This window comes from Streptomyces sp. P9-A2, assembly GCF_036634175.1.
Classification (GTDB): Bacteria; Actinomycetota; Actinomycetes; order Streptomycetales; family Streptomycetaceae; genus Streptomyces; species Streptomyces pratens.
Window position 1 is genome coordinate 1 of the sequence record NZ_JAZIFX010000002.1, and the last position, 26,270, is coordinate 26,270.

Annotated in this window: 13 protein-coding genes and 1 tRNA gene; 6 read left to right on the plus strand and 8 right to left on the minus strand. The window is 69.8% G+C overall.

Annotation, left to right across the window (positions count from 1 at the left end; genetic code table 11):
- Window positions 1-900: 900 nt before the first annotated feature.
- Window positions 901-977, plus strand: a tRNA-Met gene (locus tag V4Y04_RS37210).
- Between the two features lie 215 nt (window positions 978-1,192).
- On the opposite strand, the gene V4Y04_RS37215 is transcribed toward V4Y04_RS37210, so the two are convergent.
- The 8 genes from V4Y04_RS37215 to V4Y04_RS37250 form a co-directional block, all read right to left on the minus strand.
- Window positions 1,193-4,942, minus strand: a complete 3,750-nt coding sequence (locus V4Y04_RS37215; protein WP_332433165.1) for a hypothetical protein — start codon at window positions 4,940-4,942, stop codon at window positions 1,193-1,195.
- A 552-nt stretch (window positions 4,943-5,494) separates the two neighbouring features.
- A complete protein-coding gene (locus tag V4Y04_RS37220) occupies window positions 5,495-5,908 on the minus strand; it encodes a hypothetical protein (protein ID WP_332433166.1) in 414 nt (137 codons plus the stop codon).
- Window positions 5,908-7,872, minus strand: a complete 1,965-nt coding sequence (locus V4Y04_RS37225; RefSeq protein ID WP_332433167.1) for a hypothetical protein — start codon at window positions 7,870-7,872, stop codon at window positions 5,908-5,910. The genes V4Y04_RS37220 and V4Y04_RS37225 overlap by 1 nt, the downstream gene beginning before the upstream one ends.
- Window positions 7,873-8,277: 405 nt before the next feature.
- Window positions 8,278-8,415: a hypothetical protein gene (locus V4Y04_RS37230; protein WP_332433168.1), complete on the minus strand. Its 138-nt coding sequence runs from the start codon at window positions 8,413-8,415 to the stop codon at window positions 8,278-8,280.
- A gap of 122 nt (window positions 8,416-8,537) precedes the next feature.
- Window positions 8,538-9,158, minus strand: a complete 621-nt coding sequence (locus tag V4Y04_RS37235; RefSeq protein ID WP_332433169.1) for a hypothetical protein — start codon at window positions 9,156-9,158, stop codon at window positions 8,538-8,540.
- Window positions 9,159-11,771 carry a DnaB-like helicase C-terminal domain-containing protein gene (locus V4Y04_RS37240; protein WP_332433170.1) on the minus strand — a complete coding sequence of 871 codons (2,613 nt, stop codon included), beginning with the start codon at window positions 11,769-11,771 and terminating at the stop codon, window positions 9,159-9,161.
- A gap of 594 nt (window positions 11,772-12,365) precedes the next feature.
- Window positions 12,366-13,316 carry a helix-turn-helix domain-containing protein gene (locus V4Y04_RS37245; RefSeq protein ID WP_332433171.1) on the minus strand — a complete coding sequence of 317 codons (951 nt, stop codon included), beginning with the start codon at window positions 13,314-13,316 and terminating at the stop codon, window positions 12,366-12,368.
- A gap of 2 nt (window positions 13,317-13,318) precedes the next feature.
- The gene (locus V4Y04_RS37250) at window positions 13,319-13,582 is read right to left on the minus strand and encodes a hypothetical protein (RefSeq protein ID WP_332433172.1); all 264 of its coding nucleotides are present in this window, start codon (window positions 13,580-13,582) and stop codon (window positions 13,319-13,321) included.
- Between the two features lie 516 nt (window positions 13,583-14,098).
- Here V4Y04_RS37250 and V4Y04_RS37255 point away from each other — a divergent pair.
- From V4Y04_RS37255 to V4Y04_RS37275, 5 genes are all read left to right on the plus strand, one after another.
- Window positions 14,099-14,677: a hypothetical protein gene (locus tag V4Y04_RS37255; RefSeq protein WP_332433173.1), complete on the plus strand. Its 579-nt coding sequence runs from the start codon at window positions 14,099-14,101 to the stop codon at window positions 14,675-14,677.
- Window positions 14,674-16,740, plus strand: coding sequence for a DEAD/DEAH box helicase family protein (locus tag V4Y04_RS37260; protein ID WP_332433174.1), 2,067 nt, complete (start codon window positions 14,674-14,676; stop codon window positions 16,738-16,740). The genes V4Y04_RS37255 and V4Y04_RS37260 overlap by 4 nt, the downstream gene beginning before the upstream one ends.
- Window positions 16,730-19,450, plus strand: a complete 2,721-nt coding sequence (locus tag V4Y04_RS37265) for a TerD family protein (RefSeq protein WP_332433175.1) — start codon at window positions 16,730-16,732, stop codon at window positions 19,448-19,450. The genes V4Y04_RS37260 and V4Y04_RS37265 overlap by 11 nt, the downstream gene beginning before the upstream one ends.
- Window positions 19,451-19,629: 179 nt before the next feature.
- Window positions 19,630-24,939, plus strand: a complete 5,310-nt coding sequence (locus V4Y04_RS37270) for an AAA family ATPase (protein ID WP_332433176.1) — start codon at window positions 19,630-19,632, stop codon at window positions 24,937-24,939.
- Complete coding sequence (locus tag V4Y04_RS37275) at window positions 24,936-26,117, plus strand: hypothetical protein (protein ID WP_332433177.1); 1,182 nt, start codon at window positions 24,936-24,938, stop codon at window positions 26,115-26,117. The genes V4Y04_RS37270 and V4Y04_RS37275 overlap by 4 nt, the downstream gene beginning before the upstream one ends.
- The last annotated feature ends 153 nt before the right edge of the window (window positions 26,118-26,270 follow it).

Genomic DNA, 26,270 nt, shown 5'->3' on the forward strand with positions numbered 1-26,270 from the left:
GACGCGCCGTCACTACGTGACGGAGAGTTGCACGTCGCTCCGCGACGATTTGTAACGCTGCTCCGCAGCGTTACAGGCAGCTAGAGGAGACCGGGGCCGGCCACGCTAGACCGTTACATAATTCGAGTAGCGGCATCGTTGGGTTTTGGTGCCTCTCATACGCCTTTGAAATGCTCTTTTACCTCTTGGCTGCTCGACGACTGCTAGCGGCGAGGGGGGTGACTTGCGTTGAAGCGCCCTCCGGGCACCTCTCCTTCACCTGATGTGTGTCATTATGTAACGCTCTCGAGGTCGGTACATAATTTACGTAACGGCTACTCTTCGTGTTGGTAATAGTGGTCTGGACCTCTTGCGAAACGCTTGAGGAATTATGTAACTCGCCGAGAGAGCGGTACACATTTCTGGTGTATTCACTCGTGTTACATTATCTGCCTTCTGGTGGGGTGTTGGGTATTCTGCACCGATTCTCTCCAGAGGATGTTCTCCAAAGGGGGAATCATTATGTCACGAAGCAGAATATCAGGATCTAATTCGGAGCTCGATATTCTTGTGCTCGGGTTTCGCGCTACCCGTCAGTTTGAATGACCAGATCGCCGTGCCTGCACCACTAACGCTCGGACGACGACGTTCGGCTGACGCGGCCCCGCAGACCATCAGAGCGGGAGCAGATGCCCGGTGCCGTCGGTACGACCGTTCAGACCCGGGCGATGTCCAGAACCTCCAGCAACGTCCTCAAATCCGCTATCCCGGCCGGATGCCTGTACTAGGGCGCCGCCGAGGAGAGCGGTCGTGACACGGCCCATGCCCTCGCCGCCGGCACCGCGCTACGCAGCTTCCGCCGCGCCGCAGCGCGAAATACCCTGCCGGTCCCGCTGGCGTCCACTATCCTGGTCAGACCGACGCGGGGTGGAGCAGCTCGGTAGCTCGCTGGGCTCATAACCCAGAGGTCGCAGGTTCAAATCCCGCCCCCGCTACCACGATCCGGCCCCCGGTGACATCACGTCACCGGGGGCCGGATCTGTCCCGGAGCAGCGTTTCCACGTCGTACGCCTTCCTCGGTTCGGCGTCGATCTTCTGTCCGGCAGGCCCGTTGATGTGGACGCGGATTCCCAGCATATCGGCCCCTTCAGACTCGTGCTCGTGAACTGCTATGGGCTGGCGCCGTGGTGGGCCGAGCGCGACGCCGGGTGGCTCACCGGAGAGCAGCAGCGCCGACGTCGCCAGCGTTGACCAGCGCCGTCCTCAGCTCCTGCACCCCGCAGGGGCGTTCGCTGGGGGGCAGGGCGATTGCGGCGTCCAGCAGGGTGCGGGCGTTGCGTCGTATAGCCGTCTCCCTCCACGTTCCGGGCGCTTGGGCGACCAGCAGCGCCGCCAGGAGCAGGGCGTCGGCGTGATCGGGGAGGGCGGCAGCGCGGTCGGCGACGAGGTCGGCGTCGGTCAGGGCCGGGGAGTGCTCGGCGCTCGCCCGCATCAGCTCAAGCCACAGCATCTCCTCCATGGCCGCGTCCGCGAAGGCGCCCGCGCCGGCGAGCGTGCCCGCTGGCAGGCGGGCTGCCAGCGCGGCCCGCCACAGGTCCACCGCCGACCCCACCCGCGCCTGCTCGGCCGGCAGGAGCGGGCCATCGCCGGTGTGCGGCGTGCGGGCGGCGATCGCCTCCAGCAGGCGGGAGACCGTGGCCACGCCGCCGCCGGGGCCGGCCACCAACTCGGTCCACCAGGCGGGGGGTTCGCCCAAGAGGGCGGGGTCGTCCAGGAGAGCGTTCGCGAGGTGCTCGGCGGTGCCGGGCACGGCGGCGCGCAGTGCGGCGAGGAGCTCGGCGCGGTCCAGGGCGGCGAGGAGCTGCCCGTCGAGGCCTCCCCAGCGCAGCCAGGAGGCGGCTGGCGACGGCTGGCCGGGCTCGATCCTGTAGAGGGGGATGCGGTGGGCGGCGGCGAACGCGGGCGCGTATCGGTGCAGGGCTGGCAGGTGCACCCCGATCGCGGTGGCCACCGCCTCCTGGCCAGCGTGCGTCAGGACATCGGCGACCGTGTCCAGGACGTCCTGGGGCATCTCGCTGGCGGTACGGGCCCGGTGGACGGCGTACTCCAGCAGGCAGCCCAGCGCCCGGACTTCCGGATCCGATCCCACCAGCGTCGGCGTCGTCGCCTCTCCTGCGGTTCCCGAAGCAGCGGCGCCCGGGCTGTCGATCGGGGTAGCGGCGACCGAGGTGGTGGTGCCGTTCTTGGTCTCCGTGGCGGGGACGGTGGCCCCGGCGGGACGGGTGAGCGGGGCGACCAGTGCCTTCAGGTACGCCATGGCTTCCTTGTCCTGGTCACCGGCGAGGGCATCGGCGCGCCAGGCAGCGGTGAGCAGGTCGAACAGCGCCTGGTCGGCGAAGAACACCCCGGCGGGCCGGCGCCGTACGCCGTCGGAGCCGACGGTGGGGGCGATCTCGCCGAGGCCGCGGCGTACCTCGAGCGCTGCAGCGACGGCCGCTGGCAGCGCACCGTCCGGGAAGGCGCCGGGGCGGTCGGCGTGGGCAGCTGCCGCGGCGAGGTAGAACGCGGCGAGCTCCGGCCGCTGAAGGGCGGCCAGGACGGCGGGCACGTCGGTCGTCCAGGCGGCCGGGTCGGCGGCGACGAGGCGGTGCAGCACCATCGCGTACCCGTCGACGCCGGCGTCCGGGGCGGCGGCGATCCGGGCCGCGGTGGCCACCGGCCCTTGTCCGGCCGCCAGTTCCACCAGGTTCTCGGCCTGAAGGGCCGTGGTGGTCTTGCTCGGTTCCAGCACGGCCTGGGCGCGTGGGTCGGACGGGCCGGCGGGCTCAAGGCGGCGCAGCGCCTGAAGGAACGGCTCCCAGCCCTGAAGGACCGTGGAGGTCAGGACGGACGACCAGTCCCACACCCGCAGCCAGCTGGCGAGCGGCTCGGCCCTCCCGTCAACCTGGTCGGCGTCGGCGGGCAGCACCTCCTCGACCAGGGCGGCGGGCGGCGGGGTGCCCAGGGCCGTACGGACGTCCGTCTCCAGCTGCGCTGTGTGCTCGGGCGGGCAGGCGGCGAGTACCAGCTCGACGAGGCGGGCCGGCTCCGGGTCGGGACCGGCGGCCAGGGCCTGCGGGACGAGCGCAAGGCCTTCCTGCCACCATTCCTGGCCGTCCAGGGCGCCAGCGGCCGGTGGACGGTGGGCGAGGTGCGCGGCCATCAGGCGGGTGTGGAGGCGGGCATCGAGGCTGGCCACCCGCCGGAACTGGCGGGTGCGCTGGGCCAGGCCGGTGCCGGCGTCCGCGTCCGCCGCGGCCACGTCCAGCACGGCGCGCGCCAGCCGCGGCCCGCCGAACGCCGCGGTGTCACCGACGCGTACCCGGTCCAGGTCGGCGTGGAAGACGACCGGCCGGGCCTCCTCGGCGGTCAACTCGACATCTTGGGCGAGCAGTTTGGCCAGGACCACCCGGACGGCGCCGATGTTGCGGTGCGCGGGGCCGCGGCGGCCGGCCGGGTAGGCGGTGCACGCCAACTCCCGTACCAGCATGGCGACGTCGTGGTCGGGTAGACGGGACGCGCCCTCCAGGGCGGCCAGCTCGCGCATCTCCTTCTCGTCCACCACACCGGCCGCCGCAGGCTCCCCTGCAGCGGCGCCGGGGGTCTGTGTCTCGGCGGCGGCGCGTTCGGCGACGGTCCGCAGTGCCAGGTGGCCGGTGTGCTCGTCCTCGATCGCGCCGGTCAGCAGCCCTTCCACCACACCAATCCACGGCCCCGTCCGCTCGGCGCGCGGAACCACGCGGGCCCACCTCGCGGCCCGGCGCAGGGTCGCCCCCACCTCCAGACCGCCCCCGTCCCGGGCACCGGGGCTGGCCAACACGGCTTGGAGCTGGACGGCATCGACAGCGTCCCAGTGGCCTACAGCCAGGCCCAGCAGCGCGTCCAGGGCGAGGCGGCCGGTGGCGGCGATCTGCTGGGCCCGCAGGACACCGGGAGCACCCTGGTCGGCTGGTTCGCTCAGCCAGGTGCGGACGACATCCGAGTCTGCGGCGGCGACGTGGTCGAGGAACGGGGCGGCCGGCCACCGTCCGCTGGCCGCCCTGTCCGGCATCAGCAGGTGCGGCGCGTGCTCCTGCAGCACATTCAGCCACGCCGTGGCCGGGCCGGAGCGGAAGAAGAAGTCGGTGGCGCGCGGGTCCGCCCAGCCGGCGAGCTCCTTCGCCTCGGTGGCTTCCGGGTGTTGGAGGGCGACCAGCTCCAGCACCCGGGCTGCACGGTCCGGGAGCGGTACCAGCAGGTTGCGGGCCGCGCCGAGGATGTCCGCGTACAGGACGGCGGCCTCGCCAGCGTGGGCCGCACGGCCGTGCAGGATCCCCGAGGCCACCCCGTAGACGGTCCCCCACACATCCAGCGCCGTCTCCTGCGCCGCACCGAGCTCCACCTTCATCAGCCGCTCGACGATGCCCCGCGCCCGCGCCTGGTGATACCGGCCCGGGCGGTTGAGCTCGTCGCGCAGCACGTCCGCGGCGGCCGTCACTCGCTCCCACGCCGCGCTCTCCCCGGCGGACGCGCCACCAGCTGCGTCGTCGGCGGCGGCGGTGCCGGCCGAACCGGCTTCGGCGGGCGGCCCGTCGGGCGGGAAGGCCTCACCGACCGAGGGCGTGGCGCTGGCCGACCCGGAAGCCTCGATGGCGGAGGGCGCGACGGCATCCACTGCGGCCAGCAAGCCTTCCGCTGCGGGCTTCAGTCCCACCGTGACCGGGGCGCCGGGCAGGCCCAGCAGCGCGTCCGCTGCGGACCGCACACACGCCGCGGCCACCTCAGACGGCCGTACGAAACCCGCCCCGGCCAGGACCCGGTGGGCGTCCCGCAGCAGCTCCAACGCCCGTACGCCCGCCTCCCCCTGCGCCGTCAGGGCGTCCGCGAGGACGTCGTCGACCTCGGGCAGCACGCTCGCGCCGGCTGGCGCCACCTCGTCGCTCATTCCCGCACCGTAGACCCGCTGGCCACCACCGGCGGACCGGCTATGGCGGATCCGCCCGGCCTGCCTGCCTGCCGCTCCTCTCCCCCGCGTCGGCCGCCGACACCGCCCTGCCCGCTTCCGGCGCGCACCGCGAGGCGAGGCGGTCGTACGACACGGCCAGCTGGTGCTCGTCACAGCCGGGTCCCATTCGGGACCCGGCTGTACGGCCTGGTCCGGGGCGCGGCAGATGGCGGGCGTCGCCGAACAGCCGCACGCTCTCGCATGGGCGCGTGCGTGAAAGGTCAGGTTGGTGCGCAGTCGCGGCAAGGGGCGGACGGGGAGCAGCACTTCGATCGGGGATAGAGGCCGGCCGTTGGCCGGCGGGGGCGTGCCCCCTGTCGGGGCCGGTTGCGGGGTAAGGCCGGGCCCTTTCGGAACCCTGGTCTCTCGGGTGCGGGCCCGGGGCCGTTGGCCCTGGCACCGGAAACACACATGGGCCCCCGGCACCGGAAGGACGGTGCCGGGGGCCCATGTGTGTTTCCGGTGCCGGCTGTGGTTTCGGCCGGCCGGGGGTCAGGTGCGCCGGCGCGGCATGCGTGTCCGGTGCACGAGGGGGATACCGAGGCGGGCTGCCACGGTTCTTTCCAGGGCGGAGACGACGTGGCCGGGGGTGGCGGCACGCAGCGGGATCACCCAGTACTCGACCCACTCGTCCCGCTTCGACGCGCTGGTGTTGATGTGCTGGCTGAGCCTGGTCGCGGCGGCTCCCCGGTTCAGGGCCCGGGTGGGGGCGGTCTTCCCGCAGTAGCAGGCGTTGCCGTTGCGGTTGACCGCGATGTAGATGGCCTTGTCCTCGTACCCGGAGTCCTCGCCGATGGGGATCGGCTCGGGCTGTGGTTCGACAAGCCACTGGCCCGCGAGCCGGGCGAGCATGGTGTACCGCTCGTCGGTGACGGTGACGACGCCGGCCCAGGTGGTGTCGGTCATCAGCGCGGCTCACCCTCGGCGATGCGGGCGAGGTCGTTGCCCATGAAACTGAGCTGTTTGAAGGACGGCTCCACGACGGTCCAGGAGAGTTCGGTGGTGGTGCCGTTCATCTTGCGCAGGGCGATCAGGTCGTCGAGGTCGGCGCTGGCCGCGGTGAGGGACGTCTGGAAGGCTGTGAGGGCCTTGTCCTCCAGTTCGGTGGCGGTGGGATCGTTTTGGTAGCCCTCGCGGGCGAACCCGTGGTTGGCGGCGAGGCGCAGGTGGGCGTTGAAGTCGCTGCCCTTCCAGCCGTCTTGCTCGACGAGGTGGCCGTCGGCCCACCACTGCGGGTGCAGGCCAGCCCGGATCCGCTTGATCGCGTCGGCGAGCACCTGCCGGCCCTCCTTCGTGTCGAGGACGGTCTTGATGACCGTGCCGACGCCAGCGCGCATGACCTTGATGTTGCCGACGATCTGCTCGGCGGAGCCGCCGGGCGCGAGGAGGTAGCCGCTGGTGACGAGGGTGACCATGGCAAGCACGCCGAGGAGTAGCCGGGCAGGGATGTCGTCGTTGTCGGCGCGCTCCAGGAGGTCGTCCACGGCCTTGTCGTTGTCGATGTTCTCGACGGGCCACTCGTGGTCGGCGAGGGCCTGCCACAGGCAGCCGGTGTCCAGCGCGGTGCGCACAGGCGCCAGCTTCTCCTTGGGGAGGCTGGAGTACGAGCGCAGGCCGAGTTCGACGATCGGGCCGCTGCGGTGGGTGACCTGGAGGCTGCGCTTGTCGAGCTTCGCCGCCATGACCGCGTTCAGCCGGGGCTCCTTGCGGGTGAGCTGCTGGACGACGAACGTGAACCGCAGGTCGCGGAGGGCGGGGTTGAGTCCGAGGGACTTCATGGCGTCGGTGACGTCGGTGCGGCCGAGGAGGACGTCCCTCACGACCTGGGCATTGTCACCGAGTTCGCCGGCGTCGAACAGGGCGGTGACGATCTCCTCGGCGGTGACGCCGTTCTTCGAGGGCTCCTTGAACTCCCTCACTCCGATGTTCATGCGCATCAGCAGCGAGCGGACCGCGACAGGGAAGCGTCCCATGCCCATGGTCGGGTGGTCGTCGGTGTAGCCGACGATGACCTGCACCGGGACGGTCATCGCGTTGAGGAGCCTGGCGGCCTGGTCGCGCTTGGCACGGGCGGCCCTGCTCGTGCCGGTGTTGGCATTGATGTCGCGGTGGGCGTTCTTGACGATCTCCCGGACGAGATCCCGCCGCTCGGCGAGGGGAAGCCGCATGAGGTGGGACGGAAGCAGACTGTCGGGGTCCTTGGCGTTGGTGGGGCGGATCGAGCTGGCCGGGACCTTGATGTCGGCGGTGCAGGACGCCCAGCGGCTGTTGCCGTCGACGAGGCTCAGGTCGTCGTCGGGGTGGCGTCCGGGGTTGAGGAAGGTGGCGGGGACGGCTGTCAGGGGCCGCTCCACGATGCGTCGGCCGACTTCCTGCGGGTTGTTCTTCCTCACACTCTTGGACGCCCGGTCGATGGCGGCGAGGAGGTCGTCCATGGCGTCGGCGTAGACGAGGGTGGCGTCGGTGTCGTGCGCGGTGGGCATGGACAGGACCCGCTGCTGGTCGCTGGTGTCCGGGTCGGCCGCGTAATGGGCCTCGTCGAGGAGCCGGTCGTTCTCAATCGCGGGGGACAGCAGCAGCGTGTACGCGCGGTAGGTGAGGACGCTCAGCCAGCCGGTCTCCACGCGGTGGCGCTCCAGGCGGGCGCCTTCGAGGAGTCCGGGCTCGACCGCTCCGAACGCGATCCGGCGGACTGCGGCGGGGGAGATCTGGACGTCGGGGTGACTCTCGAGGAACTTGATCGCCTTGGTGGTCTTGCTGACCGGCTCGACGCGGTGCTCGAACGGTGTCGAGCGATCGCCGGAGCGGATGTCAATGACCTCGATACCGTCGATGTCGTCGTGCTCGTCAGGGATGTCGATGGTGCTCACAGGGCCTCAATCGAATGGGCCGGCGCGAGGCGGGCTCGCGGCCGGTGACCGGCGTACGCGAGCAGAGCGCCATCGGAGCGCAACGCACCCGTGCCCGCCCGGTGAGGACCGCGGTCCGTCGCTGGGCTGACCCGGCGTCGCTTCGGTGACCCGCAGGCGGATCCGGGGTACCCGCCCCGTGACGTGCAGGCGGCGTACTCAGGTCTTGCCGGTGGATACCGCGGTGTCCACCGGCTGCGCAACAGGCCGCCCTCGGCGGCGACGATGGCACAAGAGTACGCCCGTCCGAGCGGGCGCAGCACGCGAGTTGACGGTCTTTCCGATCCAACCGACTGCGACCTGCGCGATCTCACCCGACGGCCCGTCAGGGGCTGGATGGGGGTTGCCTACCGTACGGCCGGCGGGTCACCTCGTCGTCCGCTCCGCCGGGGCGCAGCGGACGACACCGTCGTAGGGCCTCGCCACGGCGCGCGGCGGGTGGACGAGCAGCAAGACCGGGACCCGCTTGGCGATCGGCGTGAGAATGACATGGCTCTTCGTCACTCATACCAGCAAAGAAGTGAGCACTACCTGTCAGCGTCAATGACCAGATCGCCGTGCTTGCGCCACTGACGTCGGACAACGACGTTCGACTGATACTGCCCCGCAGATCGTCGGCGGTCGTGTTAGGCGCCGATGCCGATGTAGGAGACGTAGGTGTAGGCGCCCCAGTCGGAGTCGAGTTCGGCGATGACGTCGTCCCAGAGGTCTTCCATGGTGTCCAGGTCGCTGGCGACGAGGGCGTCGACGGCGGCGTCCCAGATGTAGCGGACTTGCCGATGCTGGATCCTCAGGTTGTCTCGGCGGCGTGGCTCGTCGACGGCGGTCTGGTCGACTGGGTGGATCTCGATGCGCGTGCCGCGGCCGTTGCGGTTGAGGTGTTGCTTGAGGGCGCCGGGGTTGGTGAGCACGTTGTGGGCTCGAAGGTTCCAGTAGGCGGTGTCGATCGCTTCGAGGTTGGCCGGGCGCGGGCGTTGGGTGCCGCGGGTCCAGGCGCGGATCGTTGTGGGGGCGGCGTGGATGCCGGCGTCGGTCAGGGCTTGGGGGCCGCCTTTGGTGGTGGTGAGATAGCGCATGCGGGCTTTCAGGCCTCGGCGGGTGTCGACCGGGGATTTGATTCCGCCGTCGATGATCATGCGCTCGAGGGCGTCTTCGAGGGCACGGGCGAGGGCGATTTTGCCGTGGACGTTTCCGGGATCGCGGTCTGCGCCGTAGTTTCCGAAGTTCTTCCATCCGTCGGTCGACATTTATCGGGCGCTCTTCCTCGGGAGATGGTACTGGTCTTTTTGTTTCATCTGGGTGGTGAGGCGTCCTTCGGTGAATACCGTGCGCCAGTCGCCGGTGACGTGGAGTTCGTCGGTGCCGCGGACGCGAACGACGGTCAGGCTGTTGTTGTGGGCCCGGTGGGATTTGTACCAGAGGTTGGCGAATGCCTGAGAGCGGATGATGTGCATCCAGTCGGGTCGGCGGATTTCGCGGTTGACGCTTGATTCTCCGATGGTGGAGGTGAATTTCGAGTACATGGATTTGATGTATTCAACGGTCACTGTGTCGTCGGTTTTGAGGGCGTCGGTGCGGGCCTCGGTCAGGACGCGGCGGAATTTTTCGAGGAGGCCTTCGCTGGCGCCGGAGGTCCAGCATTCGGTGATGTGCGGGGGTTCGCACAGGCCGAGGCGGGCGCAGCGGATGAGGAGGCGGATGGTGGCGTCGTCGAGGAGGACGGGGCCGTCTTCGCGGCGGTTGCCGATGGGGTCGGGCAGGTTGGGGTGGTGCCAGGTGGGGCGGGTGGGGAGGCGGTAGATGCCGGAGCGTTTGGGGTCGAAGCCGCCGTGGGGGTCGTGGATCAGGGCGCCGATGGGCAGGTGGGTCTTGAAGGCGGACAGGAAGCTGGCGTTGGTGTCGAGGGCGTTGACGGTGATCGGGGGGTGGGTGCCGTTTTGGAGGGCGTCCATGAGGTGGGTGTTGGTCCAGTTGTGGCGGCCTTCCCAGATTTCGTCGGCGCCGTCCTTGGTTTTCTTTCGGAGGAATTCGAGGGTTTCCGGGTAGACGGTGTGTTCGTAATTTCCGCCGACGCGAGTCGCTTCAAATAGGGCCATTGCGTTCGGTACGGCCTTTTTCACGAGGGCTTCGGTTGCGGCTGCGATGTCGCCGTCGTGGTCGTGGAGGGCTTCGTCGACGGCGCGGGTGATCATGCCGGTGAAGTAGCTGTAGTCCCGGTTGGCATAGCCGTTCTGGGACGGGGGCGGTGTGGTGCGGCGGGGCGATGGCCTGGGTGGGGCGGGCTGAGTGGGCGTGGGGTCCGGGGATGGGCTGGTGGGGGCTTGGGGAGGCGTCTGCGTGGTCGGTGCGGGAGCGTACGGGGGCGCGGCTGGGGGTGGTGTCTGTGGTGCTGAGGTGGTGGCAGTGGGACTGGCGTAGGGGTCGGTGATGCGGGCGTGGGCGAGGTCGGCGTGGAGGGTGAGGGTGGCCTGCGGGCCGAGATCGCGTTCGGTGATGGTGGCGTGGATCTGGTCGGCGTCGCGGGCCAGGGTGATGGTGATGTCGAGACTGAGCGCGGCGATCAGCTGAGGGTCGTCGGTGTCGACGGCGGCGAGGACGGGCAGCTCGTGAGTGCGGGCCAGGTGGGCGAGGGCCTGGGCGGCGTCGGTGATCTGGGACGGGCCGGACAGTGGCAGCCGGGGGTCTTCGGTGGTTTGCAGGCGGTCGACGACGATCAGGGCGAGGCCGGGCAGGTCCGGGACGCTTTCGGTGATCGCGTCGGTGGTCAGGTCGGTGCCGTCGTCGATGTACAGCGGGGCTTGGGCCAGGTGGTGGTGGAGGGCTGCGGTGTCGTCCTGCTCGGTGGGGGTGAGGCGGCCGGCTCGCAGGCGGTGGTAGTCGACGGGCAGGTGCGCGGCGACGATGCGTGCGGCGATGTCGGCTCGGGTGAGTCCGGAGGCGGCGTACAGGACGGGCTGGTGCTGCTCGAGGGCGCTGGTGCGTGCGGCAGCGGTGGCGATCAGGCTGGATCCGGCGCCGGGGGCGGCGGCAATGAGATAGAAGCGGCCGGGCTGGAGGCCGCCGAGGGCGTCGTCGAGGGCGCGGATGCCCGTCGGCAGGCCCATCAGGGGTGTGGGGGTGGTGGTTTCACCGGTGGGGCCGGTGGTCGGGAGGACGGTGTCCAGGGCTTGCGCAAGTGCGGCTAGACGCCGCAGGGTGCGCGGCGCAGTGACGGCTGGCGGGCCGCTGGCCGGGATGCCGGTCTCGTGGCCGGTACCGGGCGTCGCGGGAGTGGGGGCCGACGGACCCGGCTCGGGCGGGGCCGATGTGGCTGGGGTGGAACCGGGTGAGGCAGGGGGCGTCTGGGCAGGTGCAGGGGTGTCTTGGGCTGCTGGTGCCGGTTCCGACCGTGGCTCCGAAGGCGTGGTGGGTGCAGCAGTCGCTTCGGCAGGAGGAGTTGTCGGCGCGGACGCGAGGTCTTTGGCTGCTTCGACTTCGGCTGCTGTGGTCGGGAGGGGGTTCTGGACTGCTTGCTGGCCCTCAGGGGGTGTTGCGGCGGAGTCTGGGGCTGCCGTTGCAGCCGGAGCCGCGGTGTCGGGTGCGGGCTCGGCTTGAAGTGCGGGCGGGATGGGAGTGCCGTCCGCGGCTGCGGCGAGCAGGACGGCGACGGGGGTCTTGTGGCGGCGCAGCACCTGGGGGTGGCCCTCGGCGCCGTACTGGATCAGGTCCCCGAGCTTTTTGCGGGCGTCCGCGAAGCTGTGGGTCGGGGCTTGAGTGAGGTTCCAGCCCAGTTTGGCTGCGTGGGCGGGGGTGGTGAGCAGTGCGTGGTGCGGGCCGCGCGTCAGGGGCGTGGGTTGCCCTTGGATGGCTGCGTCGATCAACTGCTTGAGTGTGCTGCGGGCCTCGTGCAGCGTCGCTGGGCCGGTGCGCGCCAGGGTGTGTGGTGTTTCCGCGTCAGGGGCGGTGGGAGTTGTTCCCGGGGCCTCCAACATGCCTTCGACTGACTCGGGAGTGTTCTCGCCGTGTCGGCGGCCGGCGTCTTCGGAGACTGTCGTGGTCGCTGCGGACGAAGTGGGAGGCGTCGGGAAACTCAGGGGCCAGTTGCCCGCCCAGCGCGGAGCCGGGTCGGACGGCTCCTCCGTTGAGGCTGCAGGCGGGGCAGTGGGGGCGGGGTTGTCCGGCACGGCCGCGCCGGAAGACGCCTCATCGGCGGTATGGAATGAATGCGAGGAAGACACCCGGGGACTCCAAAAGCAGAAGCGGCAAGCGGGTTGTGAGGGGAAGTTCGGGCAGTCGGCTCGGGAGCGGCCGCCAGCAGATGCGGAACGACCGCGCCACAAAAATGTAACGCTGGCACCCCAGTCTAGCTGACGTTACATAACGTTGCCCCAAGTTATGTAACGCCACGGTTGACGTCGTGGATGCTCACGCCCGGTCCTGCCCAGGAGGATGGCAGGCAGGTGGTCCGGGAGGTGTCAGGCGTGATCGGCACCGCGCCCCGTGGGAGTGGCGCGCTCTGCCACGGCCTTCAACTGGGCACGGAAGGCGGCCTGCTCGGCGGCCCGCGCTTGCCTTTCAGCCTCGTCTTCCGGCTCGCCTTCGCCCTCGAATTCGTCGTAGTCCTCGTACAGCCAGTCGTCCCTGGACTGCCGATCGCGTATCCGATCCTCGTAGTCCTCGTACGTCTCGTCCGGATGGATCTGTCCGGTGCGTCGCTTGATCTCCTCGTCGCGCTCGCGGCGTTCGAGGTACTCCTGCACGGCCGGGTCGGCGTCCGCGCACGCGTACCCTCTGCCTCGCCGGGGCGGTTCGGGCGGTCGCCGGCGGTCCTCGATGCGGTCGAGGACCGCATGCCACTGGGCGGCGTCCACGACGCTCACGTCGAAGGCTTTCAGGAGCACGGATAGCTGCTCTCGGCTGGGCAGGACCTTCCCGTTGAGGATCAGGTGGGCTGTCGAACGCGGTACACGGTGCCCGTCGGCCTTGGTCGCCTTCTCGATGGCGCTGTAAGAGGGCCGGCCGGCCCTCAGGCGCAGTCGCGTCAGTTCCTGGCCCAGAGAGGCGGGGGTGCGGATCTGCCGGGTCCGTCGGCCTCGGCCGGCCAGGTGCGGGCGGGCCTTCTCGATCGCAGCTGCCTTCCACAGGCTCAGAGCTGTCGCTTCCCGCCGCTGCGTGGAGTGGCTGCCGGGATCGCCAGCAGCGCGGGCGTAGGCGAGGACGGTCTCGAGCGGGGGCAAGTGGGTGCCGCGGGCGACCTGGCTGAGGGTGGAGGCTCCGCGATACCCGGGCGCGTTCGGTGGGCCGGTGCGCTCGGACAGTGTGGCGTAGGTGGTACGGGTCTCGTCCTTGAGCTGGCGCAGGTAGACGGCCAGGGCCCGCAGCCGGGGGCTGATGCCGGCGGCGACAGGTTTGGTGGGGCGGCCCATCTTCACCGGCTGCGGCGGCGGGAGGGCTTGGCAACGTCGCTGGAGCGGCGGCCGGTGATCAGGTCGGCCACTGCGGCGGCCACCACGACCAGCGCGGCCGGCACGGGCCTGTCACCGGCGGCCAGTCCGGCCGATGCCAGGACGACCACGACGATGACCACGACCTCGGGGATGCCCAGCCGACTCGGCTGGGTGCGGGCAGGGAGGTGGCTGGCGCAGAACGCCGGCGGCTCGGGGCTGGCGCCGGGCAGGGGGAGGACGGACATGAACAGCTCCAGGAAGGTAGGGGTGAGACACCCAAGCCGGGTAATTCGGGAAGGGATTGGTGCGAGGCGTATCCCGCCGTCGATGCCTCAAGGTTCCCTCGCCGACGCTCTCAAGGCCAGCCTGATCGGCGCCCGTTCAGACTGACGTGTTCACCGTCGTGAAACTCCGGTACGTCGTTCGTCCCTGCTCAGACCACCTGGAAAATCGGGTTGACCCGAAATCGTCCAGGGCCTGCACCGTCCCTGGTGCAGCTGGCCGAGAGGCATACGAAACGGAATTCCCGACCCAGGGAACGAGGTCGAGTGGGAGACAAGGGCGGCTGGTTCCTGTTCTTTGGCTGGCAGCAGCCCGCCGTGGCGGGTGACGGAGAACGGGGTACATATCCGCTTTCGGGGTGCAGAGAGTGTGTGGCTGCGACAATGAAGCACCGCGGGGGGCGGGTGGGGCGACTTCGCTGTAGGTGAGGGTGCAGCCTCTTTGCGTGAAGGGGGAACGTGGGGGCGTGGTTTGAGCGCATGGCGGCTGTCCCTGGCCTTGCTTTTGCCGGGAGCCCGGATGTCACGCGGGAGACGCTGCCGGGCGCAGGGATTCGTCCGGACGAGTCGTACGGCTCGCCGATGTGGCCGACCGCCGAGGGGAGTACGTCTGCGACACCGGCCAGCCGGCACGTGCCCTTCGACGCGCGCGGCGCTGAGCTGATCGCCCGTGTCTGGGAGGCGCTGGAGCTTCCGGGCTCGGCCAGGGACTACCACTTTGTTCTACAGAGCGCGGTCGATCGGCTGTGGAGTACACGTCGTGCGGAGCCTGAGTCCCTCGCCGCGCTTGAGGTGTTCGCCCTGCTGGACTTGGAGTTGATGGAAGCAATCCCGCACGCGGTGTCCTTCGACACCACTGACGCTCCGGCGGCGTTTGTGCGGGTGTCCTCGGTGCCACGGTTGATCGGCCTGTTGGAACGCGAAGGCGCCTTCACCGAAGCACTTGGGCTGGCGCGGCGGTTGGCCCGTTTCGAGCAGGGCGAGGATGTGGCGGCCCGGCTGTCGGAGAAAGCCCAGGCTCTGGTTGCCGAGGCTGCGGCACAGGGTGGATCGTCATGAGTGCAGGTCTGGAGCGACTGATCCCGGCTGCCTCCTACTTGGAGGAGGCGTTCTTGCGGTGGGTGCTCACGCCGGCCGTGGACGCGTCGATCGTTGCGCGGGTGCACAGTCAGCACCCGGTCACCGTCAACGAGCGCGCTTACCGGCTGGACTACCTGATCGCGGGTGAGGCGCTGCAGTTGGCCGTCGAGCTCGACGGGTTCGCCTTTCACAGTGACCGGGCCGCGTTCACCTACGACCGGCTGCGACAGAACGATCTGGCCGCGACCGGTCTGACGGTGCTGCGGTTCTCCTACGACGCGGTGCGTACGGACACGGCGCGCTGTGTGGCCCAGTTGCAGGCAATGCTGCGGCAGGATCCGCTCCTGGCGCCGCTGGTGACTGCCGTGCCGCGCATCGAGGTCCCGGACATGGCCGGCGATCCGATGCGGGCGGCCGATCCACCTTGCGGTGCCGAACTGCCTTCGGCTGGCGCGTACTTCGCCGGTGTGCGGCCCATGGTGGACCGGGCGCCGTTGCGGGAGTGCCAGGACGAGGCGTTGGCCGCGTTGTCGAACTACTACGCCTCCGGCGGCCGACATGCGGCTGCAGTGATGGCGGTGGGGTCGGGCAAGACGGCCTTGGGGGTCGCGGCCGCATTGTCGTTCAGCAGACGGCGGGCGTTGGTCGTGACCCCGGGCTCGGTCATCCGCGGTACCTTCGCCAAGGCCCTCGATGCGGGGATGCCGGGCAACGTCCTGTATGGGCTGGCGGGCGGGCCGCTGCTGCCCGGCGCTCGCCCGCCGGCCACGCTCGTCCTGGACGCGGACGACGGCCAGATCAGCCAGGTCAGCCGTGAGCGGCTTCTGGACGCGGACATCCTGGTCACCAACTTCCATGCGCTGGGCACGGGTGACAGTGGCAGAGACCTGCTGGCCAAGCTGGAGCCGGAGGACATCGACTTCATCGTCGTCGACGAGGCGCACATCGCGGCCAGCGCCTCCTACCAGCGGCTGTTCGCCCACTTCCAGGGTGCGCGCACACTGCTGATGTCGGCGTGCTTCCAGCGCTTGGACGGCAAGCCGATCGACGCCGACGTCGTCTACCGCTACCGGCTGGTGGACTCCGTCGCGGACGGGTCGGCGAAAAACCTGCGGGTGCACCGGTTCGATCCCGAGGTGGCGTCGACGGTGTATGAGGCGGTGTGGCCGGACGGGCGGCGCGAGCAGATTGTGGGCCGTGATGCTTTGCTGGCCACGCTGGGCGACGAGCGGAAGATGGCACGCGTCACCGCACAGTCCGAGGCGCCGATCCGCCAGGTGATGGCCGTGACGCGGGCGTGTCTGGATGCGCAGGCCAAGCTGCTTGCACCCGTCAAGCCGAGGGTGCTGTTCGCAGCGATGGGCCAGGCACATGCTGAACAGATCGCGCGGATCGCCGAGGAGTACGGGATCCCCAGTGCCACGCTGCACCACAGCATGCCCGCCTCCGCGATCGCCTCCACCCGGCGGCGCTTCGAGTCCGACGCCGGGGATCTGCAGGGCATCGTGCAGCTGCGGATGCTCGGCCAGGGCTACGACTTCCCGCCCATCACCGTGGTCGTGCCGCTGCGCCCCTATGGCAGCTTCGGCGAGTTCTACCAGTTCGTCGGCCGCGGTGTCCGCGTCCTGCGCCAGACCGTGGTGCATGCCGACCAGCAGTACCTGGACGTGGTCTGCCATGCCGAACTCGGCTTGGAGGAGCATCTGGAGGCCATGTGCGCGGACAACGACATGGATCCCGCTGTGCTCCTGGATGTCCCGCTGATCGACGCCACCGTCATGGAAGGGGAACTCCCCGGCCCCGACGGCGCCGCGGAGGGGGCCGGTGGGGGGCTGAGCGGGGTGGACGCGTTCGTGCTGTACGAGCGGGGACGCGTCGAGCAGCGCGTGGTCCACGAGTTGGACCGTGTGGAGGCCCGAAGGACGGAGCGGGAGATGCAGCTGATGGCCCAGCGCTACGCCGTCTATGCGCAGAACACCGCTGCGCCGGTGCCGTTTGAGCAGTTCGTCGAGTACATGCGGAGGCTGACTGGTGGCCAGTGACCCGACACGCTGGTGGCAGCCGACCGTGGGATGTAGTCCCGAACAGGCACTCGCCCTGGAGCAGGCGGCCGGGCAGCAGCAACGGTTCGCCGACATCGACGCCCTGGCGGCCAGACTGCTGGCCACAGGGCTTGCCGGACAGTCGATGGCCACCGTCGTCCCCGGCCGAGGACGCCACACACCGGACACCGCCAAGGTGACGGCCCTCAGCCGGGAAGAGGAAGCCTTCTGCGCCAACGCCTTCGGGGTCCAGGAGCAGCAGCGGCTCGGGGCGTGGTACCTGCCCCAGAAAATCTCGGTCAAGGCAGGGGCAGTCAACCTGCCGTATCTGCTGCGTGAACGCCCCGCTCACGCCCTGACGCTGGCCGCCGATGACACCGCCCGCCTCACCGCTGTGGAGGACTGGGACACGGTGCTGCTGTGGGCGCTGATGGTGCCGCTGTTCGAGACACTGCTTCAGCCCATCCGGCTGCGGGCGGCAGGAGAGATCTTCCCTCGCACGGAGCAGCAGCGTTTCTGGACACTCATCGAGGAGCGTTACCGGCTGCTGGGCATCGACGAGAGCGCGCTGGAAGCCTTCCGCTTCGGCGGCGGCTGGCACCAGCTGGACCGTGCGGGACAGCAGCAGGCCCGCCTTCGTTTGCTGGACACCCTTGCCGCCGCCGACCTCGTGCAGCTTGCCGCACGTCACCGGATGCAGCGGTTGCAAGGGCTGATGGCTGGTTTCGCCAAGAAGGCCAGGACGGGAACAGCCCTGGCGCGCCGGGTGCTCACCAAAGAGCTGCAGCCGGTCGTCTCCGCGTACTTCGGGGGCGACTGGCTGGCTGTGCTGGATTACCTTCAGGCTCCCCCTCACCCGGATGAGGAGATCATCACCGCTCTGCCCGAACCGCGTCTGTACGTCGGCATGGCCACGCAGACGGCCGACATGGCGGCCGAGGCGGGCATCGCGGAGGACGAGGTCCATGCGATGCTCGCGGCCTTCCTCGGCGGCGGCAGCTCTCTGTCTCCGGTGGAGGAGCGGGCTGCGGCCCTGCGCGGCTGGTGGGCGGGCTTCGACCATGCGCATGCCGGCCAGTCACGGGGAATGCCGTCGTTGTGGGGGCTGGTCGATCAGGATCTGATGAGTCTGAACCAGACCGAGCAGGGGCCGACCCCCCAGTTGTACCGGCAACGTCTGCCCGCCGATGTCCTCGAACGGGTGGAGCGGCTGTGGGAGACGGTGACGCTCCCGCGGTATCCCGGCAGCATCGTCAGCAACCCGCGCCCGCACCAAACCATGGCCGAAGCTCTCGGTCCCGCGGCCGAGTTCTGGCACGGCGTTGGCCTGACCGCCTGGTTCGTGTGCGAAGGGCCGTACTCCCGCACCACCTTGGACCGCGTCGACCGCTACTACAGCAGGCCGCTGGCCGCCCTGCGCGCGGCCGGATGCCCGGTCGACACCGCTTTCTTTCGCGAACTGCAAGCCGCCGAACAACTCCTGGGGCCGGAGGAGGAGATCACGGACAGCGAGGACAGTACGGTCGAGACTCCGTACGGGCAGGTGACGTTCACCTCTAGCATGAGTCACGGCGCCCGCCGGGACGGCTTCGAGCGGGTACGGGATCTCATCACACGACACCGGCGGGCCTGGGCCGAGCAGTATCTCGGTGCCTTCGTGGAGGGCCGCTGGCGCTCCCAGTTGGAGGAGGTCGCCCACCAGCATCACCGCTTCGTCGCCGCCAAGGGGCGTCCCCCCACGCTGCCCCAGTTCGCGCGGTTCGCGACCACGGCAGCCAACCACTGGACGGGCGGCGACCTGGGGGCGCTGTACACGGCCATCGGCGAGCCGGCGTCTTCCCCGCAGGAGCGGCCCGCCCGCCTGCTGGTCGGCGACGGCTACGACTTCGCCCGCCGGGTGTACCAGGAGCTGGGCGGCAAGCCCGTCGACCGCGACACATGGGTGAACAGCCCAGAGGAAACCCAACGGCAGTGGCAGCTCAGCCGCCTGGCCACCGAAAGCCTGCGCCACCTTCAACTACAGGAAGCACTCGGGCGGCCGCCGACCGCCAAGGAGTTCGGCGCTCAGCGGCTGACCTGGCCCTGGCCTGGCGGGGAGACCGAAGGCTGGCCGATCCTCCAGCATGTCATCGCGGCTCTTACTGGTACCAGCCTGCCGCTGATCTCACCCCTCTCCCCCGCCGTCCCGGCCCGTAAAGGAGAAAACTCTGCTGGGCAGTTGCTGGCCAAGGGTGCCAACACGGCTGTGGCCACGGAGCCGACGACGGTCCGCATCACCTGCACCGGCGCACCCGTCGATGTCTCCGCTGTACTCCTCGCCCGCAACGGCAAGGTACGCAACGACCACGACCTCGTCTTCTACAACCACCCCAGTCACGACGGGGTCAGTGTCGGAGGAGACACCGTCACCGCCGATCTGAGTCTCATCCCCGACGACATCACCTCCATCGCCGTCGTCGTCAGCATCGACCTCGAGGCCCAACCCACCAGCGTCTTCGACCAGCGCACCCAGTGGCACGCAGACATCACCCAGTCTTCCGGCGCCCAACTGGCCTTCGCGCCGGGGCCGTTCTTCTCAGGCGAGACCGTCACCGTCGCGGTGGAGCTCTACCGCCACACGGTCGGGTGGAAGGCCCGCGCTGTCGGGCAGGGCTACAACACCGGTCTCGCGGGCCTGGCCACCGACTACGGCATCAATGTCGAAGCCTGACGCCCCCTGTCTGGTACGCGAAGCCGTCGACGGCCAGGTAGTCGCGGCTGTCGCCGTCGATCTCGCGTGCGAGAGCCGCTGCTGGTGCCCAACCTGCCAGGTGTTCCCAGGAGCTGGATCTTGCACCCACGATCTCCTCTTGGGTTTCCGTTCTATCCCGGTACGTCAGGGAGGTTAGGGTGACCGCGACGCGCCCCATGGGGGTGCCAAGTGAGCAAGGCACGCTGGAGGTGAGCATGGGGCTGCGCCCGACACACCTTGGTTACGCCTACCAGGACCTGCTCACCGCGCTGCGGCTGGTGGACCTGGCGGTGGGACGTGTGAATTCCCTGCTCGTCGACACGAAGATGTTCATCGGGGACCGGTTCGATGACATCACGTGCGAGTGGGGCACCGGCAGCCGCGAACGGCTGCAGATCAAGCACACGGATCACGACCGCGCGTTGTCGCTGGAGAGTTTCACGAAGGACAAGCGAGGCCTACGCCTGGATCTGCTCTTCTCCTCCATGGACCACGACTTCACCTCGGATCCGGGTGTCTCGCACCGCCTCGTGGTGCGCGACACGGAACCGGAGGATCCCGAGCTGACCCGGGTGCTGCGCCCGGTCCACGCGAGCACCGACCCCGGACCTGCACTGCACGGCTTGAGCAGCAAACGGTTCCGTTTCGACGCCGCTGCGCTGCGTGCACACGCTCCGTGGAAGGAGATGCTCGCCCAGGTCAGTGATGACCTGCTCAACCGCGCTTGCGCATCCCTGGTCGTCGACACGGATCTTCCGGCTTGTTCGCTCAACATTCGCGAGCCCGGGCCAGCCGAGGCGGCCTTGCTGCACCGCATCACCGAAGAACTCGGTGCCGGACGGCCGCCGAACCGGCACCGCATGCCCGAGGAGGTGGCGCTGGCCCTGATCGAGGCGGCCAAAGCGGCGCGCAGCCGGGCAGGGACCGTGATGGTCGAGAACCTGCTTCCTCGTCTGAGTCTGGAGGTCGACTTCGGAGCGGTCCGTGAGGGGCACCCCGTGGACCGTGCCACCGAGGTGAGCCGTCCTACGGTGCTCACGGGTGTGGTCGCGGCCGTGAAGGACGCTTCTCAGCAGGGGGGTGTCGTGGTGGTCACCGGTGCTCCCGGCATCGGCAAGTCGTGGTTGTGCGAGCAGCTCGGGGATGCGCTGCGGGAGACCTGGCTGGCGGTGCGGCATCACTGCTGGCTCGGCGCTGCGGACATCGACCGTGAGCAGCGTGTGCTGACCGAGGTCGTGATCGGCAGCCTGCTAAAGCAGCTGGGGACGGCCGTTCCGGAGGCGCTGACGCAGGTCAGGCCACGCTACGCGGCCACGCCGGAGACGCTCACGGCCGCGGTCACTGCCGCGCGCGGCCTGGCACCGGACCAGCCGATCGCGCTGATCGTGGACGGTATCGACCATGTCAGCCGGGTTCTTGGATCCACCACCGGCAGCGCCTTTCGTCCGCGGGTGGACCCGGCGGCCTCGCTGGTCGCGGACCTCTCCGCCCTGGAACTGCCGCCCGGTGTCGTGCTCGTCCTGGCCAGTCAGCCCGGCCCTCACCTCGAGGCCGTCGACGCCGGTGCCTCCCGTCTCACCGTTGCCCCGCTCAACCGCGCCGAACTGCATGCTCTGGCGGACCGTCTGGGCGTGTTGACGGCCATGGCGTCCTCCCCTGCCGGTGACGGGCTCGATCCCGCTGCGCGGGCGGAGGCCGCGGTCGCACTGATCGAGGAACGCTCTCGAGGCAACGCCCTGTACGCCACGTATTTGTGCCGGCAGGCCGTTGGTCCTGCCCCGAGCCTGGGAACGGCGCCGGCGCCGGATGGTGTCGGCAATCCTCTGGAGAGGTTGCGGACGGTGCCGTCGTCGGCGCACGACCTCGACGACTACTACGCCTATCTGCTGGCCGGTCTGACCCCCGGGCAGCGTTCTGCTGTCAGCATGCTCGCGGTCTGCGACTTCGCTGTGACCGCATCGGAGCTCGAGGAGATCTTCCCGCTGCCCGGAATGCAACTCGGTGCCGCGCTGAACAGCGTGGCGCCGATCGTCGCGCAGCAGCCGGGCATCGGCGGACTGAAGATCCATCATGAGAGTTTCAGCCGCTTCATCCGGCGGATCGACGGTGACCATGGGTGGGTCGATCAGGTACGGATCCGGGCTGCGGAGTGGCTCTCCGAGCGCGGGTTTTTCACGGACCCTCGCGCCTTCCGGCACCTGCCCGAACTTCTGTCCGCTCTGGGCCGCGACGACGAACTCGCTCTGCTGGTCGGGCCCGATTTCCTCTCCCGCGCAATTGCCGGGCTGCAGCCCCCGCAGGCCGTCGTCCACACCCTGACCGTGGCCGCACGGCGGGCGGCGGCCCGCAACGACTGGCCCACGCTGGTGCGTTGTATCGAACTGACCCGGGCGCGGGCGACCTACGAGGACGAGGGCCTGCCGGGCTCCCTGGTGCCGTATGCGGATGTGCTGGTGGCGCTGTCGGGAGCCGACCGCGTGGCGGCAAGCCTGATGTACGAGGGTGTGACCACGATGGCGGCGCGGTGGGGCCTGCAGCTGTGTGCGGCGGTCGACCGGGCGGGTTACGCCGCCCCGTGGGAGGCGTACCTGACGGCCTGGGACGAGGCAGGCAAGGATGAGAGTACCCACTACGGTTCCGCCAGCGACGAGTCCGTCTTCCTTGCGGAGTTGCGCGGACGAATCCGGCTGCCGGGCCACGGTACCGACCGTTCTGCCCCTGAACGCCCGCTCGCGCGGCGGGTGGCTGAATTCCTTGACCAGGAGAACCCGCCGCCGTTGGAGCCTGCGCTCGATGTGCTGCTGGACTGTCTTGGTTTCGTTCCGCTGGTGGAGAGCGTCGAGCTCATCGGCCGTTCCGACCGGCGCACCGCACTTCTGCTGTATCTGGCCGATGCCCGCGACAGCGCCGACGGCGAACTGCCCTCGGCGCGCACGCTGGCCACGGCGGCCTGGGCAAGCGGCCCATGCGACCCACGGCGTCTGCTCCGTCATGGTCTGACAGCGGCGGACCTGGCCGAGGACGTCTTTTCCGGAGATATCAGCGCTGTTCTCACTGAGGCAACTCGCGAAGTGCTGACCGACCGGGCCAGCGGCCTGTCGGAGCCAGTGAGCAGGTGGCTGGCACTGCTCACGGTGGCGCACGCAGCCGATCCGCAGGCGTCCGTCCGGCTGCTCCCCCTTCTGGGCGGCGAAGGTTTCTACCGTGCCTGGCTGCGCTTCACTATCGCCACTGTCGGCTTGCACCGTGACGTCGGGGCGGGTGCCCTTGCGGCCGAACCCGCGTCCGCCACCGTGCGTGTAGCACTTGAGCAACTGGCCCAGCACGCGCACGCGTTCACGGGCCAGCCGCGGGCCTGCGATCTTGCGGACATCCATCGGCAGGTGCGGCAAGTACTGAACGACGGTGTCGCGCTGCTGCGGGGCAACGACGTCGCGCTCGGCATCACCTCCCTGCAGACCGTCAGCCGCGGCACCACCACCTCCCTCATGGGCATGGCCGGAACCGGCCCTCTGATCACTACGGAGCTGCTGTCCCTGCTCACGGCGAGCGTCGGCCAGGCCGGGGCCGATGTCGTGCGCGAGCTCATGGGCACGCTGCGCACAGCACAAGCCAAGAGCCGAGCGTTGTACGCGGAGGACGCCGACTTCGAGCTTGAGATGGCCCGCGTGAGTCTCGCCTGCGACGACCCGCACGAGGCGCAACGCTGCTGGGAACGCGCCGCCCGCGACCTGGGCGCCTACGGCAGCCACAAGGACATCACGATCGAGGAGCTCCTCGATCCGCTGCCTCAGCTGATGCAAGCCGATCCCGTCCAGGCGCGTGTGCGGCTGGCGCGTACGCAGCCTCTTGTCTATCTCGTTGCGGACCGCACCGACGGGCGGGGGACGGCGGGAACGCCTGCCGAGTGGTGGCGCTTGCTGACGCGCCTGGATCCGCAGGCTGCCTCGCAGTTGGGCGCCCAGGTACTGTTGACCGAGCCCGGACTGCCCGATAGCTGGGTGGACGCGGCCCACCACCAGATGCTGGCCACCCAGGCGGACAAGGCCGATCCTGTCGTCCTGGCCGCGCTCCGCATCGCGGCAGGGACCGGCGGCTGCAGTATCGACCAGGACATCGCCCTACTCACTCGGCTCGCCGACCTGCCTGCAGACGACGCGGCACACACACTGCGTCTCCTGCCGGTGCTGGCCAACGCGATCACTTCCACCTACGACGACCAGACCCTGTTCGCCGTGTCGCACAATGCCGGAGCCGAGCCCACCGCTGCGCTGCGCACGGCGGCACAGCGCTGTGGCGGCGAAGGCGGCCCGCCCTGGGCACCCCGTCCCGCGCCCACCAACAATTCCCGCAACTGGTCGGGCCCCGAGAAGCGCCCTACCACAGGCGCCTATCTGCACGCCCAGCAGCGCCCGACGCTGCCGGGAGGTGCCGCCGGCGTACTTGCCGCAGTCCGCGACCGCAACAGCAAGGCATACGACGCCCCCTTGGGCCCGCGGTGGTCGAGGGACGCCCTGGCCAATGCGGTCGGCTGGCGGCTACTGGAGATCCTTGATGGCCAGGGAGCCGAAGCCGCCATCCAGCTCCTGCACCGGATCGCCGACGAGATGACCCCCTCCAGCCCCCTTGAGCTCTTGGCCGACCTCGCCTGGGGATTCCAGCTGCGCCAGGACACCGACCCCGATGTCCTGGGGCCGCTCGCGGCCACGGCGGGCATGCTCGCATACACCAAGACGCGCGGCGGCGGTGGCTGGCGCTCCTTCGCCGGCAATGACCGGCTGGATCTGTGGCGGCAGGCGCATGCCGCAGACGCCGACACCGCAGCCCGCAATCTCGCAGACCAGGTGGCCCACGCCGTTACCGAGGGGTCCTACCACCGCACGATCGGCGTCAGCCTGGCCCTGGTCTCGGCCTTCGCCGTGCAGCCCCCGCACGCTTCGCCCCCGGCTGCCAGCGCCCTCGCCTGCTGGGACGCGGCGTACGAGGTCATCGCCCACCGCCTGCCCGGCCGCGCCCGCCTCGACCACGGCGCCTACCTCCCGGTGCCCGAGCAGACGACCCAGCACGACATCGACACGGCGCTGTGCCGGCTAACGTTGGCCACGCTCGCCCTGCCCGAACGCGGCGACAAACGCCGCGCCCTGATCGCAGCGACGATTCTCCTGGCCGGCCGCCCCGGCCCCGCCCAGGCCGCACTCGCACACGTCCTCTCCTTCAGCCTCGGCGCTGGCCCGCTGACTTGGCTCCTGACCGTCCTGCACAGCCACCTGCCTGACGGGCCCTTGGATGCCGCCCTCCTCGACCAGCTCGTGGCGCTGTGTGGCAGTGACATGCTGTCTGTCCGCGCCGAGGCCTCCGCCGTCTTGGCCCGCGCCGGCCACCAGCCGCCCTCCCCGCCAGCGACTGCGGCCCATCCGATACTCGTACGCGCCGTCGCCGCCCTCTCCGACCCCGAGGAGAGCGCATGAACGACCCGCGGCAATACGCGGCCGACCTCGTCGACAACTATCTGGGTGATCGCCTCGATGCCGCCGGCAACCCACCCGGGCTTCGTGAGGCCGTCATCGACCTCGTAGCCGATGCCTTCCCCGACGTCGAAACGCTGATGGGAACTCAGCTGAACCTGCTGACCAATGGACACCGCAGCCAACTTCCCGATGCTTACCTCTCCGACCACGCCGCCGCCGAAGACGCCCTGCAGCACGCCGCCGCCGGCCTGCGCGCCGCGCTCGCCCAAGCCGGACAGCTCGGCAATGCCCAAAACTTCGAACATCACGCGGCCGCGCGACTGCGTGACGACCCCCGGGCAGCCCTGCGGGCCGAACTCGCCCGCGTTCCCCGCCCCCTGACCCGTCCCGAGGCGCTGGTGTGCTCGCTCGATCCAGCACCCTGGTTCAGCGACAGCCATCAAGCGGACAAACCGTGGCCGACGCCCGGCTTCGCTTCGCTCACAGGCCTGCGCTTCCTGCCGGGCGGCACGGCAGCCCTTGCTCGCGTGGACGACGGCCCTCATGCAAGCTGGGTACAGATCGGGCTCTTCGAGCGGCAGCGCACCCCTGCACGCCGCCATCCAGATCGGCCGGCCCGCCAACTACAGATCATCGTCGGCCTGGAGGCCCTCAACGGCGATCCACCGCCTGGCACGCTGCCCGTCTCCCAGGCCCCCCGGCAGCTGTGGACCCGTCCGTGGCGGCGGCTGGGACTCGGCTTCCCGCGGGCCGAGTCGGCAGCCGCGCACATCAGCGCCGCGGACCAGGCGCTCATGGCGCTCACCACCGCCGGCAGCACCAGCATGGTCGACGCGCCCAGCCGCCGAAGCGGCCTCGGCCTACCTCCTTTCATACTTGCCCCCGCCGCCAGCGTCGTGGCCGCACTCGACCTTGAACCCACGAACGGCATCTGCGGGTTCAGCCTCAGCGACACCGCCGGTGAAGCACTGATCTGTCGTCAGTGGCACGGTCACCTCGTCCACGACGGAAGCTACGAGCCTCTCCTGCCCGTGGTCGCAGGAGCGGACTTGCTCATCCGACCTGACCTATTTACCCGCTTGCAGGACACGATCGGTGCCTCCCGCTGCCGAACAGGCGTCAGCATCCACCACATGTCAGCAGCCGAAGGCGACGCCACCCACGACGACGAGGACTGAGCACCGCGTGGGCGGGGCCTACAGGAACACGTTGTGGGTGAGGACGAGGCAATGGCTGACGACCCCGCCACCCCTGGCCTCCCCGTGCGGATCCACGCGGTGGGGCCGGGCTGGCGGGGGCTGCTGGAGCGTCTGCATGAACAGATCCACGAG

What these genes read in the sequence shown, in the direction of transcription:
- V4Y04_RS37220 (WP_332433166.1), bottom strand. Translation starts at nt 5,908, where the DNA reads ATGACCGACACCACCTGGGCCGGCGTCGTCACCGTCACCGACGAGCGG.
- V4Y04_RS37260 (WP_332433174.1), top strand. Translation starts at nt 14,674, where the DNA reads ATGAGTGCAGGTCTGGAGCGACTGATCCCGGCTGCCTCCTACTTGGAG.
- V4Y04_RS37235 (WP_332433169.1), bottom strand. Translation starts at nt 9,158, where the DNA reads ATGTCGACCGACGGATGGAAGAACTTCGGAAACTACGGCGCAGACCGC.
- V4Y04_RS37245 (WP_332433171.1), bottom strand. Translation starts at nt 13,316, where the DNA reads ATGGGCCGCCCCACCAAACCTGTCGCCGCCGGCATCAGCCCCCGGCTG.
- V4Y04_RS37255 (WP_332433173.1), top strand. Translation starts at nt 14,099, where the DNA reads ATGGCGGCTGTCCCTGGCCTTGCTTTTGCCGGGAGCCCGGATGTCACG.
- V4Y04_RS37275 (WP_332433177.1), top strand. Translation starts at nt 24,936, where the DNA reads ATGAACGACCCGCGGCAATACGCGGCCGACCTCGTCGACAACTATCTG.
- V4Y04_RS37250 (WP_332433172.1), bottom strand. Translation starts at nt 13,582, where the DNA reads ATGTCCGTCCTCCCCCTGCCCGGCGCCAGCCCCGAGCCGCCGGCGTTC.
- V4Y04_RS37215 (WP_332433165.1), bottom strand. Translation starts at nt 4,942, where the DNA reads ATGAGCGACGAGGTGGCGCCAGCCGGCGCGAGCGTGCTGCCCGAGGTC.